At 65.0% G+C, this 16,144-nt stretch carries 15 protein-coding genes; 9 read left to right on the top strand and 6 right to left on the bottom strand.

What is annotated here, in order from left to right:
* Positions 1-21: 21 nt before the first annotated feature.
* The 7 genes from AC3WRC_RS13330 (at position 22) to AC3WRC_RS13300 (ending at position 7,426) form a co-directional block, all read left to right on the top strand.
* Complete coding sequence (locus tag AC3WRC_RS13330) at positions 22-1,260, top strand: putative DNA modification/repair radical SAM protein (protein WP_271042931.1); 1,239 nt, start codon at positions 22-24, stop codon at positions 1,258-1,260.
* A complete protein-coding gene (locus AC3WRC_RS13325) occupies positions 1,260-2,714 on the top strand; it encodes a UdgX family uracil-DNA binding protein (RefSeq protein WP_492304153.1) in 1,455 nt (484 codons plus the stop codon). The genes AC3WRC_RS13330 and AC3WRC_RS13325 overlap by 1 nt, the downstream gene beginning before the upstream one ends.
* A gap of 228 nt (positions 2,715-2,942) precedes the next feature.
* Positions 2,943-4,058 carry an MlaE family ABC transporter permease gene (locus tag AC3WRC_RS13320; protein WP_055754759.1) on the top strand — a complete coding sequence of 372 codons (1,116 nt, stop codon included), beginning with the start codon at positions 2,943-2,945 and terminating at the stop codon, positions 4,056-4,058.
* On the top strand, positions 4,055-4,831 hold the full coding sequence (locus tag AC3WRC_RS13315; protein WP_153923552.1) for an ABC transporter ATP-binding protein: 777 nt from the start codon (positions 4,055-4,057) through the stop codon (positions 4,829-4,831). Before AC3WRC_RS13320 ends, AC3WRC_RS13315 begins: the two co-directional genes overlap by 4 nt.
* Positions 4,832-4,843: 12 nt before the next feature.
* Positions 4,844-5,782, top strand: coding sequence for an MlaD family protein (locus AC3WRC_RS13310; protein WP_039246448.1), 939 nt, complete (start codon positions 4,844-4,846; stop codon positions 5,780-5,782).
* Positions 5,779-6,429, top strand: a complete 651-nt coding sequence (locus tag AC3WRC_RS13305; RefSeq protein WP_066551978.1) for an ABC-type transport auxiliary lipoprotein family protein — start codon at positions 5,779-5,781, stop codon at positions 6,427-6,429. Before AC3WRC_RS13310 ends, AC3WRC_RS13305 begins: the two co-directional genes overlap by 4 nt.
* A 94-nt stretch (positions 6,430-6,523) precedes the next feature.
* Positions 6,524-7,426: a hypothetical protein gene (locus AC3WRC_RS13300; protein ID WP_199061001.1), complete on the top strand. Its 903-nt coding sequence runs from the start codon at positions 6,524-6,526 to the stop codon at positions 7,424-7,426.
* A 3-nt stretch (positions 7,427-7,429) separates the two neighbouring features.
* Here AC3WRC_RS13300 and uvrA read toward each other — a convergent pair whose 3' ends face one another.
* Positions 7,430-10,375, bottom strand: coding sequence for an excinuclease ABC subunit UvrA (gene uvrA / locus AC3WRC_RS13295; protein ID WP_492304152.1), 2,946 nt, complete (start codon positions 10,373-10,375; stop codon positions 7,430-7,432).
* A 162-nt stretch (positions 10,376-10,537) separates the two neighbouring features.
* Here uvrA and AC3WRC_RS13290 point away from each other — a divergent pair, with 162 nt between their 5' ends.
* Complete coding sequence (locus AC3WRC_RS13290; protein WP_316408331.1) at positions 10,538-10,975, top strand: hypothetical protein; 438 nt, start codon at positions 10,538-10,540, stop codon at positions 10,973-10,975.
* 3 nt (positions 10,976-10,978) lie between these two features.
* Here AC3WRC_RS13290 and AC3WRC_RS13285 read toward each other — a convergent pair whose 3' ends face one another.
* Complete coding sequence (locus tag AC3WRC_RS13285; RefSeq protein ID WP_091747811.1) at positions 10,979-11,473, bottom strand: group III truncated hemoglobin; 495 nt, start codon at positions 11,471-11,473, stop codon at positions 10,979-10,981.
* Positions 11,474-11,498: 25 nt separating this feature from the next.
* Positions 11,499-11,933 carry a hypothetical protein gene (locus AC3WRC_RS13280; protein WP_492304151.1) on the bottom strand — a complete coding sequence of 145 codons (435 nt, stop codon included), beginning with the start codon at positions 11,931-11,933 and terminating at the stop codon, positions 11,499-11,501.
* A 175-nt stretch (positions 11,934-12,108) separates the two neighbouring features.
* On the opposite strand from AC3WRC_RS13280, the gene AC3WRC_RS13275 reads away from it, so the two are divergent.
* Positions 12,109-13,719, top strand: coding sequence for an ABC-F family ATP-binding cassette domain-containing protein (locus AC3WRC_RS13275; RefSeq protein WP_492304150.1), 1,611 nt, complete (start codon positions 12,109-12,111; stop codon positions 13,717-13,719).
* A gap of 6 nt (positions 13,720-13,725) precedes the next feature.
* Here the strand turns inward: AC3WRC_RS13275 and AC3WRC_RS13270 are convergent, their stop codons facing one another.
* The 3 genes from AC3WRC_RS13270 to AC3WRC_RS13260 all read right to left on the bottom strand — a co-directional run bounded on the left by AC3WRC_RS13270 (position 13,726) and on the right by AC3WRC_RS13260 (position 16,144).
* On the bottom strand, positions 13,726-15,303 hold the full coding sequence (locus AC3WRC_RS13270; protein WP_492304149.1) for an EAL domain-containing protein: 1,578 nt from the start codon (positions 15,301-15,303) through the stop codon (positions 13,726-13,728).
* A gap of 104 nt (positions 15,304-15,407) precedes the next feature.
* Positions 15,408-15,845 (bottom strand): hypothetical protein, encoded by a 438-nt coding sequence (locus AC3WRC_RS13265; protein WP_055754767.1) that lies wholly within the window; start codon positions 15,843-15,845, stop codon positions 15,408-15,410.
* On the bottom strand, positions 15,842-16,144 hold the full coding sequence (locus AC3WRC_RS13260) for a rod-binding protein (RefSeq protein ID WP_055754768.1): 303 nt from the start codon (positions 16,142-16,144) through the stop codon (positions 15,842-15,844). Before AC3WRC_RS13260 ends, AC3WRC_RS13265 begins: the two co-directional genes overlap by 4 nt.

Below are 16,144 nucleotides of genomic sequence, written 5' to 3'. Positions count from 1 at the left end.
TGCTGGAACGTATCATGAACGATGGCCCGTCTCGATCTGCGTCGAAAACTCTCCGTTCTAGCTGACGCCGCCAAGTATGACGCCTCGTGTTCGTCGTCGGGAACGTCGAAACGAAACTCCGTTGGCGGCAAGGGGATCGGCTCGACCGAAGGCATGGGCATCTGTCACGCCTATACGCCGGACGGTCGATGCATCAGTCTGCTCAAGATTCTGCTGACCAACTTCTGCATCTACGACTGCGCCTATTGCATCAATCGCGTGTCGTCGAACGTGGAGCGCGCGCGCTTCGATGTCGACGAGGTCGTCGACCTGACGCTCAACTTCTACAAGCGCAACTATATCGAGGGTTTGTTCCTGTCGTCGGGCATCATTCGATCCGGCGACTATACGATGGAGCAGCTGGTCCTGGTGGCCAAGACGCTGCGGGAAGTCCACGATTTCCGGGGCTACATTCATCTGAAGCTGATCCCGGAGGCGGATCCGAAGCTGGTGGAAATGGCGGGACTGTATGCCGACCGCCTGTCAGCCAATATTGAGCTTCCGCGCGACGAGGCGCTGGCGCGACTGGCGCCGCAAAAGGATGTTGGGGTCATCAAGAAGGCGATGAGCCAGGTACGCCTTGGCGTCGAGGCGGCCAAGCCGGCCAAACGTGAAAAGATCAAACCGCCGAAGTTCGCGCCGGGCGGCCAGAGCACGCAGTTGATCATCGGCGCCGACGGCGCGCCGGATACGGAAATCCTGGATCGCAGCGCCTCGCTCTACGGCGGTTATGGCCTGCGCCGCGTCTATTATTCGGCGTTCAGCCCGATCCCGGACTCCAGTTCGATCCTGCCGTTGTCCAAGCCGCCGTTGATGCGCGAGCATCGGCTGTATCAGGCCGATTGGCTGATGCGGTTCTATGGCTTCTCCGCGCCGGAGATCGGCGAGGGGGCATCGAACGGCATGCTCGATCTGGCGGTCGACCCCAAACTGGCCTGGGCTCTCAACAAGCGCGAGCAGTTTCCAGTCGATGTGAACCGGGCGCCGCGCGAGATGCTGCTACGTGTGCCAGGGCTGGGCGTGAAGGCGGTGGACCGGATCGTCGCGGTGCGCCGCTATCGGACCCTGCGGTTGGAGGATGTCGGACGGCTGACGCGATCGGTGGCGAAGATCCGGCCCTTCATCACGGCGCTGGATTGGACGCCAGGCGGTCTGACGGACGCGGCGGACCTCAAGGCGCGCGTGACCAGCCGCACGCCCGAGCAGTTGAGCCTGTTCTGATGGCGGTGGCGACGCTGGACGGTGAGACGGACTTCGACGGCTGGCGGAAGGCGGCGCGCGCGTTTCGATTGTCGGGTGTGGAGCCTGCGGCGGCGCGGTTCGTCGTGGCGGGGGCGGTGGAACAGGGCGGGCTGTTCGATCAGCCGATTGCCGAAGAAACGTCGCCGACGCCGGATGACCGCAGAGCTTTCAACGTTCCGAAAGAGTTCGTGGATCTCGCCCAGAACCTGATTCTGCATCGATCCGCTGACCGTTTTGATCTGATGTATCGGCTGCTATGGCGGCTGAAGGATGAGCCGGACCTGATCAAGGTCATTTCGGACCGGGACGTCGCCGACGCGCTGGAGCGGGTCAAGAACGTCAGCCGCGCCTCGCACAAGATGAAGGCCTTCGTTCGCTTTCGCCAGGTGCATGACGATTTGGGCGAAGCTTGGGTGGCGTGGTTCGAGCCGCCGCATCGGGTTTTGGAAAACACCGCGCCGTTTTTCCAACGGCGGTTCACGACCATGCGCTGGTCGATCCTGACGCCGGACGGTTCGGCCTTCTGGGATGGAGAAGCCCTGCGGTTCGGGCCGCCGGCAACCCGCGACATGGCGCCAGCCGAAGACGAGATCGAGGATTTCTGGAAGACCTACTACGCCTCGACCTTCAATCCTGCGCGGCTGAAGGTGAAGACGATGCAGGGGGAAATGGCCAAGTCCTATTGGAAGAACCTGCCGGAAGCCGCCCTGATCCCGGAATTGGTCGCGGCGTCGTCGGTTCGAACCGAGACCATGGTCGCCACGCCGTCTCCTCAGCCCAATCCGCGTTTTGCGCGCGCCGTCGCGCCAGACCTGCATCTGGCGCGTCCCGACGCCGAGGCCGTGCCCGAAAACCTCGACGATGTCGCCAGCGGCGTTCAGGCCTGCCGCCGCTGCCCTCTATACCGCGACGCGACGCAAGGCGTGTGCGGGGAGGGGCCGAAGTCGGCGCGTCTGATGATCGTCGGCGAACAGCCCGGCGATCAGGAGGATCTGGCAGGCCGCGTCTTCATCGGGCCGGCGGGACAGGTGCTGAACGCAGCCCTGGCCGAGGCTGGCATTGATCGATCCGACGTCTATGTCACCAACGCGGTCAAACACTTCAAACACGAGCCGCGCGGCAAACGTCGCCTGCACAAGACGCCGAATGCGGGCGAGGTTCAGGCCTGCCGCTGGTGGCTGGACTCGGAGCGAAGGCTGATCAAGCCGCAGGTCGTGCTGGCCCTGGGGGCGACGGCGGGTCTGGCGTTGCTGGGTCGCAAGCCCGCCGTGATGCAGGAACGCGGCGCGCCGATCGACCTGAGCGATGGATCGACCGCCGTACTGACGGTTCACCCCTCTTATCTGCTGCGTCTGCCGGACGAGGCGGCGAAGTCTGAGGCGAGACGGTTGTTCATTGAGGATCTGGAGGCCGTGCAGCGTCGTATGAGGTGACGCGAGAACGAATCCCGTTCGGCCGCGTTTGGCATCAGCGCCAGCGTGACCGTTGGACGTTTCATCGGGGGAGGCGATCTCGACACGGTCGATCGACAAACATCCGCGCGAATGTCATCGCGCGTTGACATCGAATGCCGGCTTGACCATTAGCGCGGCAGGGATTTCGGCTGTCTGTTCAGAGGGTCAGGGGAAAATCGCGATGTCAGACCGGTCTTCAAGGGCGCGATGAACACGGCCGCATACGAAATCGTCGATAGAGATGGCGAGGCCCGTCTGCGCCTGACCGGCGACTGGACGACCACGGCGCTGGGTCGTCTGCCGACGGAGCTGAGCCGCGATCTGGAAGGCCGCGATATCGCCAGCATCGACACCTCCGATCTCGGTCGCTTCGATACCGCCGGCGCGCTAGCCTTGGTGCAGGCCTCAAGCGGCCGCCTTTCCAAGAGCCAGTGGAAGGACCGACCGGAGGCCGGTCGTATCTATCACATGATCGAACTGCTGGAGCGCCAAAGCGCCCCGGCGCCGAAACGCCCCAGCGCCTTCGTTCGCACCTTCGCCAAGATCGGACGAGGCGTCTATGATTTCGGCGGCGAGGCCATGTTGTCGCTGGCCTTCCTTGGTCGGCTGATGGCTGCTGTGGTGGAAGCCGCCAAACATCCCGGCGGCATCCGCTGGCCGGCCTGGGTCAGTCAGGCCGAGCGCGCCGGGCTGGACGCCATTCCGATCGTCATGATCACCAACTTCTTCATCGGCGCCGTCATCGCTTTCATCGGCGTGGATTTGCTGACCGACTTCGGCGCCCAAGTGTTTGCGGTTCAGCTGATCGGCGTCGCCATGTTCCGCGAGTTCGCCGTGGTGATCGCCTCGGTCTTGTTGGCTGGACGTTCGGCCTCGGCCTTCGCGGCCGAGATCGGGTCGATGCGGATGAACCAAGAGGTCGACGCCATGCAGGTCATGGGCGTCAATCCGTTCCAGGCCCTGGTGATCCCGCGCGTCGCGTCGCTGGTGCTGATGCTGCCGCTGCTGACCTTCATGGGCATGATCGGCGGCCTGGTCGGCGGTCTGGTCGTGTGCTGGAGCTCGCTGAATCTCGGTCCGTCCTTCTTCTTCCAGCGTCTGGTCGAGGATGGCACCATGGCCCAGCATCTGATGGTCGGTCTGGTGAAGGCGCCGGTCTTTGCCCTGGTGATCGCCGCCATCGGCTGCCGTCAGGGCATGTCGGTCGCCGGCGACGTCGAAAGCCTGGGCCGGCGCGTGACGGCCGCGGTGGTGCAAGCCATCTTCGCCATCATCTTTCTGGACGCCGTGTTCGCCCTGGTCTTCCTGGAGCTGAACATATGACCGAAGCACCAGAAAACCTGATCGAGGTGCGCGGCCTGTTGAGCCAGTTCGGCGAGCGCACCATCCACGAAAACCTCGACCTCGACCTGGTGCGCGGCGAAGTCATGGGCGTCGTCGGCGGATCGGGCGCGGGCAAGACCGTACTGCTGAACACTATCATCGGACTGAAAGAGCCCGAGGGCGGGTCGGTGAAGGTGCTGGGCTACGACCGTGCGACCCTGACCGACGATCAGTCGGCGGACATCGAGCGCCGCACCGGCATCCTGTTCCAGCAGGGCGCGCTGTTCTCGTCGCTGAGCGTGCTGGAGAACGTTGCCTCGCCCTTGGTCGAGCACACCAAACTGCCCAAAGCGATCATCTATGAATTGGCCGAACTCAAGATCGCCATGGTGGGCCTCAAACCCGAGCACCACCACCTTAAGCCCGCCGAGCTGTCGGGCGGCATGAAGAAGCGCGCCGGCCTGGCGCGTGCGCTCGCGCTAGATCCAGAGCTAGTGTTTCTGGACGAGCCGACGGCGGGCCTGGATCCCATCGGCGCGGCCGCGTTCGACGATCTGATCCGGCAACTGGCGGACGACCTGGGTCTGTCCGTCTTCATGATCACCCACGACCTCGATACGCTCTACGCCATCTGTGACAAGGTGGCGGTGCTGGCGGACAAGCGGGTCGTGGAAAAGGCCACGGTGCAGGAGCTGGAAGGCTCCGACCATCCGTGGATCAAGGAATATTTCCTGGGGCCGCGCGGACGCGCAGCCACCAAGTCTGCCGCCTGAGGAGAGCGGATCATGGAAAGAGACGCACATTACGCCGCCGTCGGCATCGCCACCGTCGCCCTTCTGGCGGCCCTGGCGGTGTTCACCATCTGGCTGGCCCGGCTGCAGTTCAACAGCGACTATGACATGTATGACATCGTCTTCTATGGGCCGGTGAATGGCCTGTCCGAAGGCGGCGAGGTGCATTTCAACGGCATCCGCGTCGGCGAGGTCACTGACCTGAACATCGACACCAAGCGCGGCGACCAGGTGATCGCCCGTGTTCGCGTGGACGGCACGACGCCGGTGCGCGTCACCTCGCGCGCGCAGCTGGAGCCGCAAGGCATCACCGGCTTGAACTACATCCAGATCACCGCCGGCTCGCCAAACAGCGCCCTGCTGAAAGAGCAGTATCCGGATAATGTCGTGCCAGTGCTGCAAAGCCAGCCGTCGCCGATCGCCGAACTCTTGAGCGGTTCGGGCACGGTGCTGGCCCAGACCGTGGATGCGCTAAACCGGATCAACCGCGTCATGTCCGATGACAATATCCGCAGCTTCTCCACCAGCGTGAAGAACGTCGAGGCGCTGACGACGGAACTGGAAGCCCGCAAGGCCATCTTCCAGCAGTTGGAAGAGGCCGTGACCAACGCCAACGCGGCGGTGAAGGAATATCAGGCCCTGGCCGTCGACACGCGTCAGATCATCAATACGGACGGTCGCCAAGCCATCGCTAATATCAACTCGGCGACGGCGGAGGCCCGCACGGCGATCGCCTCTGCCAACCGTTCGATTACGGGTCTGGAGCGTCCTTTGGGTGACTTTGCGACGACCAGCCTGCCGCAGCTGACCGGCACGATCGAAGAACTGCAAGACGCCACCCGGTCTCTGCAATCCCTGATCGACGATGTCCGCGCCAGCCCGCGCGACTTTATCGGTCGTCCGAAATCCAAAGAGCTGGAGGTGCAGCCGTGATCCTTCGTCCTGTCCTTCGACTGGCGGCGTCCGCCGCTGTCCTGACCGCGCTGAGCGGGTGCGCCCTGCTGTCGTCGCCGGACCCGGTGCAGAACTATCGGTTCGGCCTGCCGATGGCCGCGCCGTCGGCGGTGGGCGACACGCCTGCGCCTCTCACGGTCTCGATCCGCCGCATCGAGTTCCCGCAGGCGACCGGCGACGACAAGATCCTGGGCGTCACGGGTCTAGAGACGGCCTATATCGGCGGCGCACGCTGGGTGTCGCCGGCCTCGACCCTGTTCGACGACAGCCTGAAGGCGGCCTTCGCCAACCGCGCCGACCGCATTCGCGTGCTTGGTCGCCGCGAGCCGGGGACGCCGCCGCTGATCCTGCAGGTCACGGTCACGACGTTCGAGGCGCGATACGCCGCTCCGGGCGCCGTGCCGGATGTCGTCGTGACCGCGCGGGCGCAGCTGCGCTCCACCCCGGAACGGCGCGCTGGCGGCGGGACCATTCGTCCCGAGGAAGGCCGCTCGGTCGAGCGGGTGTTCACCGTGACCCAGCCTGCCGGCGACAACCGCGTGTCCGCCATCGTTGCAGCCTTCGACACGGCGACGCGCGACATCAATACCCAGATCGCGGACTGGACGATCGCCTCCGCGAACTGACGCGATCGAACGCATGATGCCGCGACGGCGGCGGTGCGGGACGTAGGCTTGCGTATGCGCTAGGGTGCGCTGCGAATCTGCTCCCGGAGTTGTCATGAGTTTTTCCGCCACCGACGCGGCCTTCGAAGGCTTCCGGGTCGTTCGTCGGCATCCGATCGTCGCGGTCGCCTGGGGCCTGGTTTATCTGGCCGTCTATGTCGCCATGTTCGGACTGGGCGCCGACAAGTGGGCCAACCTGATGGCGGCGGGTGAAGCGCTGGAACAGTCGGCCAACCCATCGATGGCGGAGTTTCAGGCCTTGGGTCAAACCTATGCCGGAGCGCTGATCTGGGCCGCGCCCATCGGCCTGCTGGTCGGCGCGGTGCTAAGCGCGGCGGTGGCGCGCTCGGTTCTGCGTCCGGACGAGTCGTCGTGGGGCTATCTGCGCCTTGGTATGGATGAGGTCCGTGTCCTGGCGGTCAGTCTGATCGTCAGCTTGGCTGTCGGCTTGGCGTCGGGCGTCGGCATGATGGTGGTCGGCGCGGCCATCGGTTTCGGCGCGGCGTCGGGTCAGGCGCTGCTGATCTTGGTCGGCGTGCTGCTGATCTTCGCCGTCTTCGCCCTGATCGTCTGGCTGGCGATCAAGTTCAGCCTTGCGGTGCCGATGACGATCGATCGCCGCAAAATCACCATCGTGGAATCGTTCGCCGCCACCAAAGGACATTTCTGGTCGCTGCTGGGCATGGCCGTGATCGCCATCATCATGTCGCTGATCGTCAGCATCCTGGGCATGATCATCGGCGCAGCGGCCGATCTCGCCACCGGCGGCATCCAGACGCTGGCGCGCTTCGACGGCGAGGGATTGGGCCAGATCCTGATGCAGGCCTGGCCGGCGATCCTGGTGTCGTCGATCGTCAACGCCTTCCTCGCCGCGCTGCAACTCGCGGTCCTATATGCCCCGTTCGCAGCGGCCTGGAATGGGCTTCGAGGCGGTCAGTCGACCGACGTCTTTTCCTAACGATCAGGCCGACGCCTTCACCCTTTTCTTTTTGGCCGGAGCATCGACGGAACCGCCTAGGGCCGCAACGCGCGCCTTGCGGCGGTCCTCGTGCCGATCCAGCACCTCCTTGAGGTATTTGCCGGTCCAACTGGCCTTGTTGTCCGCGACCTGTTCGGGCGTGCCGACCGCAACGATCTCGCCGCCGCCGTCACCGCCCTCAGGACCGAAGTCGAGCAGATAGTCGGCGACCTTGATGACATCGAGGTTGTGTTCGATCACCACGATGGTGTTGCCGGCCTCAACCAGTTCCTGCAGCACTTCCAGCAGCTTGCGCGTATCTTCGAAGTGCAGGCCGGTGGTCGGCTCGTCGAGGATGTACAGGGTGCGGCCGGTGGCGCGCTTGGACAGCTCCTTGGACAGTTTGACCCGCTGGGCCTCGCCGCCCGACAGGGTGGTCGCCGGCTGGCCGACCTTGACGTAGCCCAGGCCGACCCGTTCCAGCGTCAACATCTTGTCGCGGATCGGCGGCACGGCCTTGAAGAAGGTCGCCGCCTCCTCGACCGTCATGTCCAGCACGTCCGAAATGGACTTGCCCTTGAACACAATCTCCAGCGTCTCGCGGTTGTAGCGTTTGCCCTTGCAGACGTCGCAGGTGACATAGACGTCCGGCAGGAAGTGCATCTCGATCTTGATGACGCCGTCGCCTTGGCAGGCTTCGCAACGCCCGCCCTTGACGTTGAAGCTGAACCGCCCGGGGCCATAGCCGCGCGCCTTGGATTCCGGCAGGCCGGCGTACCAGTCGCGGATAGGCCCGAAGGCGCCGGTATAGGTCGCGGGGTTCGAGCGCGGGGTGCGGCCGATGGGCGACTGGTCGATGTCGATGACCTTGTCGAAATGCTCCAGGCCTTCGATCCGATCGAAGGGGGCAGGGGCCTCCGAGGCATTGTTCAGGCGGCGCGCGGCGGCCTTGTACAGGGTCTCAATGGTGAAGGTGGACTTGCCGCCGCCCGAGACGCCGGTGATGCAAGTGAAGACGCCGACAGGGATTTCGCCGGTCACGCTCTTCAGATTGTTGCCGCTGGCGCCGCTGATCTTCAGCATCCGCTTGCGGTTGATGGGGCGGCGACCTTCGGCAGGAATTTCGATCTCGCGCTCGCCAGTCAGGTATTTGCCGGTCAGGGACTTGGGGTTGGCCATGACCTGGGCTGGCGTGCCCTCCGCGCAAACTTGGCCGCCATGAACACCAGCGGCCGGGCCCATGTCGATGACGTAGTCCGCGGTCAGGATAGCCTCTTCGTCGTGCTCGACCACGAGAACCGAGTTGCCGAGGTCGCGCAGCCCTTTCAGGCTTTCCAGCAGGCGGGTGTTGTCGCGCTGGTGCAGGCCGATGGACGGCTCGTCCAGCACATAGAGGACGCCGGTCAAGCCTGAGCCGATCTGCGACGCCAGGCGGATGCGCTGGCTCTCGCCGCCCGACAGGGTGCCTGAGGATCGCGACAGGTTCAGATAGTCCAGGCCGACGTTGTTCAGGAACCGCAGCCGGTCGCAGATTTCCTTCAGGATGCGCCGGGCGATCTCCATCTGCTTTTCGGTCAGATTCTCTTCCAGCGTCGAGAACCATAGATAGGCCTTGGAGATCGAAAGGGTGGAGATGTCGGCGATGTCCTCGCCGCCGACCTTGACCGCCAGGGCCTCGGGCTTCAGCCGCTTGCCGTGACACGCGTCGCAGGGCGTCTCGGACTGATAGCGAGCCAGTTCCTCGCGCACCCAGGCGCTGTCGGTCTCGCGCCAGCGGCGTTCCAGGTTCGGCAGCACGCCCTCGAACGGCTTGGAGACCTCGTATTTGCGGGCGTTGTCGTCATAGACGAACTTGATCTTCTCGGTCCCCGTGCCGTGCAAGATGGCCTTGTGCGCCTGGGCGGGCAGGTCGCGCCACGGCTTGTCCATCGAGAAGCCGTAGTGGAGGCTGAGCGACTGCAGCGTCTGGGTGTAGAGCGGCGATGGCCCGCGCGCCCACGGCGCGACGGCGCCCTTGTGCAGAGTCTTGTCGCGGTCCGGGATCACCAGATCGGCGTCGAACGCCAGCTTGACCCCCAGGCCGTCGCAGACTGGGCAGGCGCCGAAGGGGTTGTTGAACGAGAAAAGGCGCGGCTCGATCTCACTGATCGTGAAGCCCGACACCGGGCAGGCGAACCGTTCGGAGAACAGGATGGAGCGCGGCGCGGTCTCACCTTCCGCCGTCGAGGCCCATTCGGCATTGGCGATGCCGTCGGCCAGACCCAGCGCCGTCTGCAGGCTGTCGGCGTAGCGGGCTTCCTGATCCGGCTTGGTGACGATCCGGTCCACGACGATGTCGATGTCGTGTTTGAACTTCTTGTCCAGCGTCGGGGCTTCATCGATCGGATAGAATTGCCCGTCGATCTTTAGGCGCTGGAAGCCCTGACGCTGCCACTCGGCGATTTCTTTCTTGTACTCGCCCTTGCGGCCGCGAACGACGGGGGCGAGCAGCAGGATGCGCTCGCCATCGGGCAGGGCGACCAGCTTGTCGACCATCTGGCTGACGGTCTGGCTCTCGATTGGCAGGCCGGTCGCCGGCGAGTAGGGCACGCCGACCCGCGCCCACAGCAGGCGCATATAGTCGTGGATTTCCGTCACCGTGCCGACGGTTGAGCGCGGGTTCTTGGACGTTGTCTTCTGTTCAATGGAGATGGCCGGGGACAGGCCTTCGATCAAATCCACGTCCGGCTTGCCCATCAGCTCTAGAAACTGGCGCGCGTAGGCCGACAGGCTCTCGACATAGCGCCGCTGGCCTTCGGCATAGATGGTGTCGAACGCCAGCGAGGATTTGCCCGACCCCGACAGGCCGGTCATCACCACCAGCTGTTCACGCGGAATGTCGAGATCCACGCCCTTGAGGTTATGCTCGCGGGCGCCGCGAACGCGGATGAAGTTATGCTTTTCGGTCATGCTGTCCGGAGAACGCGGAGGAGGGCCGGCGGGTCCGGCGCGTTATCGCTATATGGGGACGAAAATAGGCGATCAGCAAGAACGTTATGGGAACATTTTTGTCTGTGTCTTTGGGTTGTGCGCCCGCTGATCGAAGCTAGACTGGCGTCACCGAAGTGGGGGTTGGATTTGAAACAGTTTGCGGGCCTTTTGGCGGCGGCAGCCTTAGCCAGTTGCAACTTCAATGCGACGCTTCCTAAATCCGATCCTGCCTTGAATGCTGAAGCCAAGGCGACCTTTGCAGACCTTGTAGCGGGCCGAGAAGCCGCCATTTTGGCGCGCTTGTCGTCCGCAAATAAAACTGCAGACGTGAGGGCGCAAATCCCCATGCTCCGCAACATGATCGGTCACGACACGGCTCCCGAACCGACGGTGACCGGCTACCAAAGCATGACAAGCACGAGCGGCCGCTTTTATGTCGTGGGTCAAGATTATACCTATCCCGACCGAGTGGCTCACGTTCAGACAAACTTCGTCAAAGAGGGTGACGCATGGAAAGTCGCGGGATTCAATGTGAACGTGACGATGACTGGAGCCCCAGCTAAAGCGCCTGCCGCCTAAATTTTATTCCGGCATCCACGCCTGCGTGGGCCGCATAAAAAGCCCGCCCTTGGCCAGAAGCACGCCACTGGCGTTGGCGACACCCAGTTCAAGGCTTTCGGCGATGCGGCGGGCGCGTTCAATGAAGTGGTCGGCGGCGATGGGCGGGCACAGGGCACGCGCAGTTTCGGCGAACAACTCCAGCCAGCGATCGAAATGCCGCGCATCGATGGGAAGGGGTAGGTGTTTCGGCATCGGCCGGCCCTGATAGACGCCCGTGGACAGGGCGACGGACGACCAGAACAGCTTCATCTGCGCTAAGTGCGGCGCCCAGTCGGTGATCCGGTCCGCGAAAATCGGGCCGATCAGCGCATCGTCGCGGACGCGGGCGTAGAAGTCTTCGACCAAGGCGTCGATCATGGCTTCGTCTATGCCCGTTTCGTCCCGCAGGCGCTGGACGGCGGCCTCGCGCCGCGCGGCGGCGCCGGCGGGGTCTTCGATGCGGAAACGGGTTTGCATGACGGCTGGTCTAGCCGTCGCCATCCTATTGGTCGAGGAAGTCGCCGGCGTTGAATGACAGGATGCAGATGGCGTCTCCGCCCGTCGCATCGGTCGAGCAGGAATCGACTCCGAACAGGTCGGCCTCGACCTTTGCGGTCGAGCGGAACGTGCGGCCGTCACGCTGGAATGTCGATCCGATCTTCTCGCTCCAAGGGATCAAGGCCTTGGCGAAGGCGGCGGCCGGCGCACCCGTGCAGGTAAACAGGATATATTCTGCGCCGTCCCCGTTGTCCGCGCGGCGATAGGCGTCGGCTGCGGCGGCCTGCTCCAGGCAGGCGGCATAGAGCCGCGCGTTGGGCGTCGGCGCCTGGGTCGGAACGGCGCTGTAATCCGGGGCTGACGGCGGCCGGTCCGGCGCAGTCGCGCATGCGGCGCAAGCCAGTGTGGAGACGATGGCGAGGGTGATGGCGGTCTTCATGATTGTCTCCTCAACGCCAAGCTTCTCACGCGGCCGTGTTCGACGCCAGACTTGCGCATTGCGGGATTACGACCCATCCTCCCTGTTCTGACGCGTTTTGCAGAAGGTTTGACGATCATGATCATCGCATTGGCCACCGGTTCCGCCCTGTCCGCCATGCTGCTCGTGATCCTCAATGCCAATCAGCCCAAGCCGAAACCCGTCCCCGTCCGCACTCGCGACACTCGACAAGGTCGCCGCTAAGACGCCGGACGGCGCCACATTATTCAACAATCTGAGCCTGACGTTCGGGCCTGAGCGAACCGGCATCGTCGGTCGCAATGGCGCGGGCAAGAGCACGCTTCTGCGCCTGATCTCGGGCGAAGCCGCGCCTGCCGAGGGTGCAGTCGCGCGAGCCGGAACGATCGGCGTCCTGGATCAGCGCTATGAGCCAAACCCCGGTGAGACCGTCGCTCAAACCTTGGGCGTTGGAGCGGCGCTGGCTGTTGTGGCGCGGGTTTTGGCGGGGCAGGGAACGGCTGACGATCTGGCCGAGGCGGACTGGACGCTGGAGACTCGTCTTGACGAGGCCTTGCGAGAGATCGGGCTGCCTGACCTGGACCACGAACGCCTGACGTGCAGTCTCAGCGGGAGCGAGCAGACGCGGTTGCGGCTGGCGGGTTTGAGGCTGGCCCAGCCCGATCTGATCCTGCTGGACGAGCCGACCAATCATCTGGATGCACAGGCGCGGGCGCTGGTCGCCGATGTCATCGCGCGTTGGGACGGCGGGGTCGTGGTGGTCAGCCATGATCGCAACCTGTTGCGCCGCATGGACCGAATCCTTGAGGTGTCGAGCTTGGGCGTCGCCAGCTACGGCGGCGGCTATGACGCCTATGTCGAGCGAAAAGCGCTGGAACGCGAGGCGGCGACGCGGGATCTGGCCGAAGCCCAACGCGAACTCACGCGTGTCGGCGCCGAGGCTCAGCAGCGCGCGGAGGCCCAGTCGCGCCGCGACGCCGCCGGCCGTCGCAAGGCTGCCAAGGGCGACATGCCGAAAATCCTGCTGGGCGCCCGGGCCGAGCGCGCTGAAAACACGGGCGGGCGCGGCGGCTTGCTGGCCGAACGTCAGGCCGCGGCCGCGCAGGACGCCTTGGCCTCAGCCCAGGCGCGCGTAGAGCGAACGCGGACGCTGGCGATCCCGATGCCGACGACCGGCCTGCCAACGGGACGGACGGTGCTGACGATGGACCGGGCCGGCTGGGCGACACCCGAGGGGCGGACGATCGTCGGGCCGGTCGACCTGAACCTGGTCGGGCCGGAACGGGTCGCGATCACGGGACCGAACGGCGCGGGCAAGACGACCCTGCTGCGGCTGATCACCGGCGATCTTTCACCGACCACGGGCGCCGTCGATCGGCCTGTGCGTGCGGTGTTGCTGGACCAAGAGGTCAAGATCCTGCACCCGGACGAAACCTTGGTGGAAGCGTGGCGGCGGTTGAACCCGAAAGGGTCGGTCAATGACGCCCAGGCAGCGCTGGCGCGGTTTCTGTTTCGCAATACGGCGGCGCAGCGCCACGTCGGCGACCTGTCAGGCGGGGAGCGGCTGAGGGCGGGTCTGGCCTGCGTCATGACAGGCGCGACGCCGCCGCAGTTGCTGGTGCTGGACGAGCCGACGAACCACCTCGATCTGGACGCCCTCGCGGCGGTCGAAGAGGCGCTGAACGCCTACGACGGCGCCTTGCTTGTCGTGAGCCATGACGTGGATTTCTTGACGGCGCTGAAGATCACGCGCACGGTCCAGCTCTGAGGTCCGTCAGCCCCAGGCCTCGACGGCGCCCTTGCGACGGACCATCGACGGGCTGGACAGTTGGGTTCGCGGCTCGGCTTCGGCGCGGCCGAACAGCCAGCCTTGGCCGTATTCGACTCCCGCCGCCTTTAGCTCAGCGGCGACGCCGTCGGTCTCGATCATCTCGGCGATGGTTTCCAGCCTCATCGAACGGCACATTTCGACGATGCTGTGCAGCATGGCCTTGGAGCGTTGGTCGGTCTGGATATCGCGAACGATGGCCCCGTCGATCTTGACCGAGTCCACAGACAGTTTGCGCAGATAGTCGAAAGCGGCGGCCCCTGCGCCGAAATCGTCGATGCAGACCTTTATGCCGGCCTCGCGCAGTGCGGCCAGGCGACGGTCGGCGGCCTCGATGTCCGCGACGGCGGAAGTTTCCGTCACCTCGACCATCAGGCGGCGGCGTTCCTCGGGCGCGCCGGCGGTCATGCGCAGCAACTGCTCGACGTAGGTGTCGTCGCCCAGCGAGGCGCCCGAAACATTGATCGCCATCTTCAGCAGGCCGGCGCCGGGCTGACGCATCCGCTTCAGCACCTTTTCCGCCACGGCGAGATCGAACGACTCGATCATGTCCAGCTCTTCGGCCATGCGAATGGCTTCGGCCGGACCGTTGTTGCCGCTGAACCGGGTCAGGGCCTCGAAGTGATGGACCGCTCGAGAATCCAGATGGACGATGGGCTGATAGTGGACCTGGAACTCGCGTGATTTGACCAGGCTGCGGAAGGTTTCGGCGTCGCGGAAGGTGCGCTTCAGCGAGTCCGCGAAGGCGATCTGTGGATTGGCGAGGCCGTCGCCCTTCAGGCAGCCTTCAATGGCGAACCGCATGGCGCGCAGCACGCACAGGGAATCCGATCCGGGCGGCACGGGCGAGCTGAACGCCTCGGCGCCCAGCGACAGGCCTTCGGCCCGACCGGCCTCGACGATTTCTGCGGCGATGTCGCGACGGTCGTTGGCGTGTCGGAGAAGGGCATAGCGGACGCCGGTGACCTGCGACGCGCTCGATCCCTCGACGGCGGCGGACTGAAGCGTGGCCTCGATGCGGCGGTTCAGACGGTCGGCGGCTTCGCCGGTGACATTCTCCAACCCGGTAATGTCGAGGAACGACAGGGCCAGGTCGGGGTTGGACTCCAGCACGCGCCCGGCGTCGGCCAGGAAATCCTCCGGTTCCAGAAGCGGGCGGGTTTCCAGATCCTCCAGCGCGAAGGCCGGGCCTTCATAGGAGATGGCGCAGGAGACGGCCGGCGCCATCTGCGGCAGGACGAAGGCGCGGAACGATGCACGACGCACACGGTCAGGCCCAGCCGCCACCAGGATCGATGTCGCGGGAATACGCACGCCGGCCTTCATGCCTTGCAGGGCGGTCAGGGTGGAGGCGCCATCGTGCAGCAGATCGAGCAGGGGACGGCCCGTCCAGGTCGCGCCTGCGTCCTCGCCGGCCACGGCGCCCGCGCCGATCGCAAAGGCGACCACGCCCTTCGGATCCACCTCCACCAGGGTGTCGGCGGAAGCGAATGCCAGGCCTAGGAGGCGAGTGGTCAGCGTCATGAGGCCATGCTGGCACACAGTCGCTTAAAAAATAGGCAATGACCCTTAGGACGCGAACCGTGATCTGCGAACGGCGAAGGGCCGTCCCAGTCAGGCCACGCGGTTCAGGCCATTCGATTCAGGGCGACAGCGCGTCCGTCGCCTAGCGAGGCGCGGCCGTCGGCGGCATAGGCGGAGGCGGGTGTGCGAGCAGCGGTGACCTCCGCCGCGATGGCCCGGACTAGGCCCTCGGAAATTTGACGCGCGGCGTCGACGGCGCGGCTGTGACGAGTCAGGACGGCGTCGAACTCACGCGTGGCGTCGACCAGTGTCCTGCGATCTTCGAGCGGAGCGCCGCTCAGCAGCGCCGGATTGGCCTTCACATGGGCGGAATCGCGACGGTAGAGATTGGCCATCTCCTGGGTTTCCGACAGACCGGCCGCCACATCCTGAGGACGGCCATCGGCGAAGGCGGCTGTTTCGGCCTTCAGTCGCTCGGTCAGGCGCAAGGTCAGGGTCGTCAGCTGACGAACGCGCGCCTGGGCCAGTTCGGTGTCGCTCATTGCCGGCCCTCCTGCATCTTCAGCATTTCGGCCATGACGGTGTTGCTCAGGCCGATGCCACCCGCCTTCACCGTGGACTTGGCCATTTCGTCCAGCATGAAGCTGCGCCATGTTGCCTCGCCCTGGCCGCCGCCGAACAGGCCGTCGGTCGACAGGCCTTCGAACATCGGCTTCAGCATCTGCGAGATGAAGGTGGCCTCGAAGGCCTTGGCGGTTTCCGCGATCTTGTCGCGATTCACGGCCGTGGGCGCGGCCGCGGTGGGGCGCAGCAGATCGGCGGAGACGGTCGGGTCGGTCAT

This window comes from Brevundimonas sp. EU05-FHT14B07, assembly GCF_058790795.1.
The sequence above is the reverse complement of the archived record's forward strand: the minus strand, read 5'-3'. Positions and strand labels throughout refer to the sequence as shown.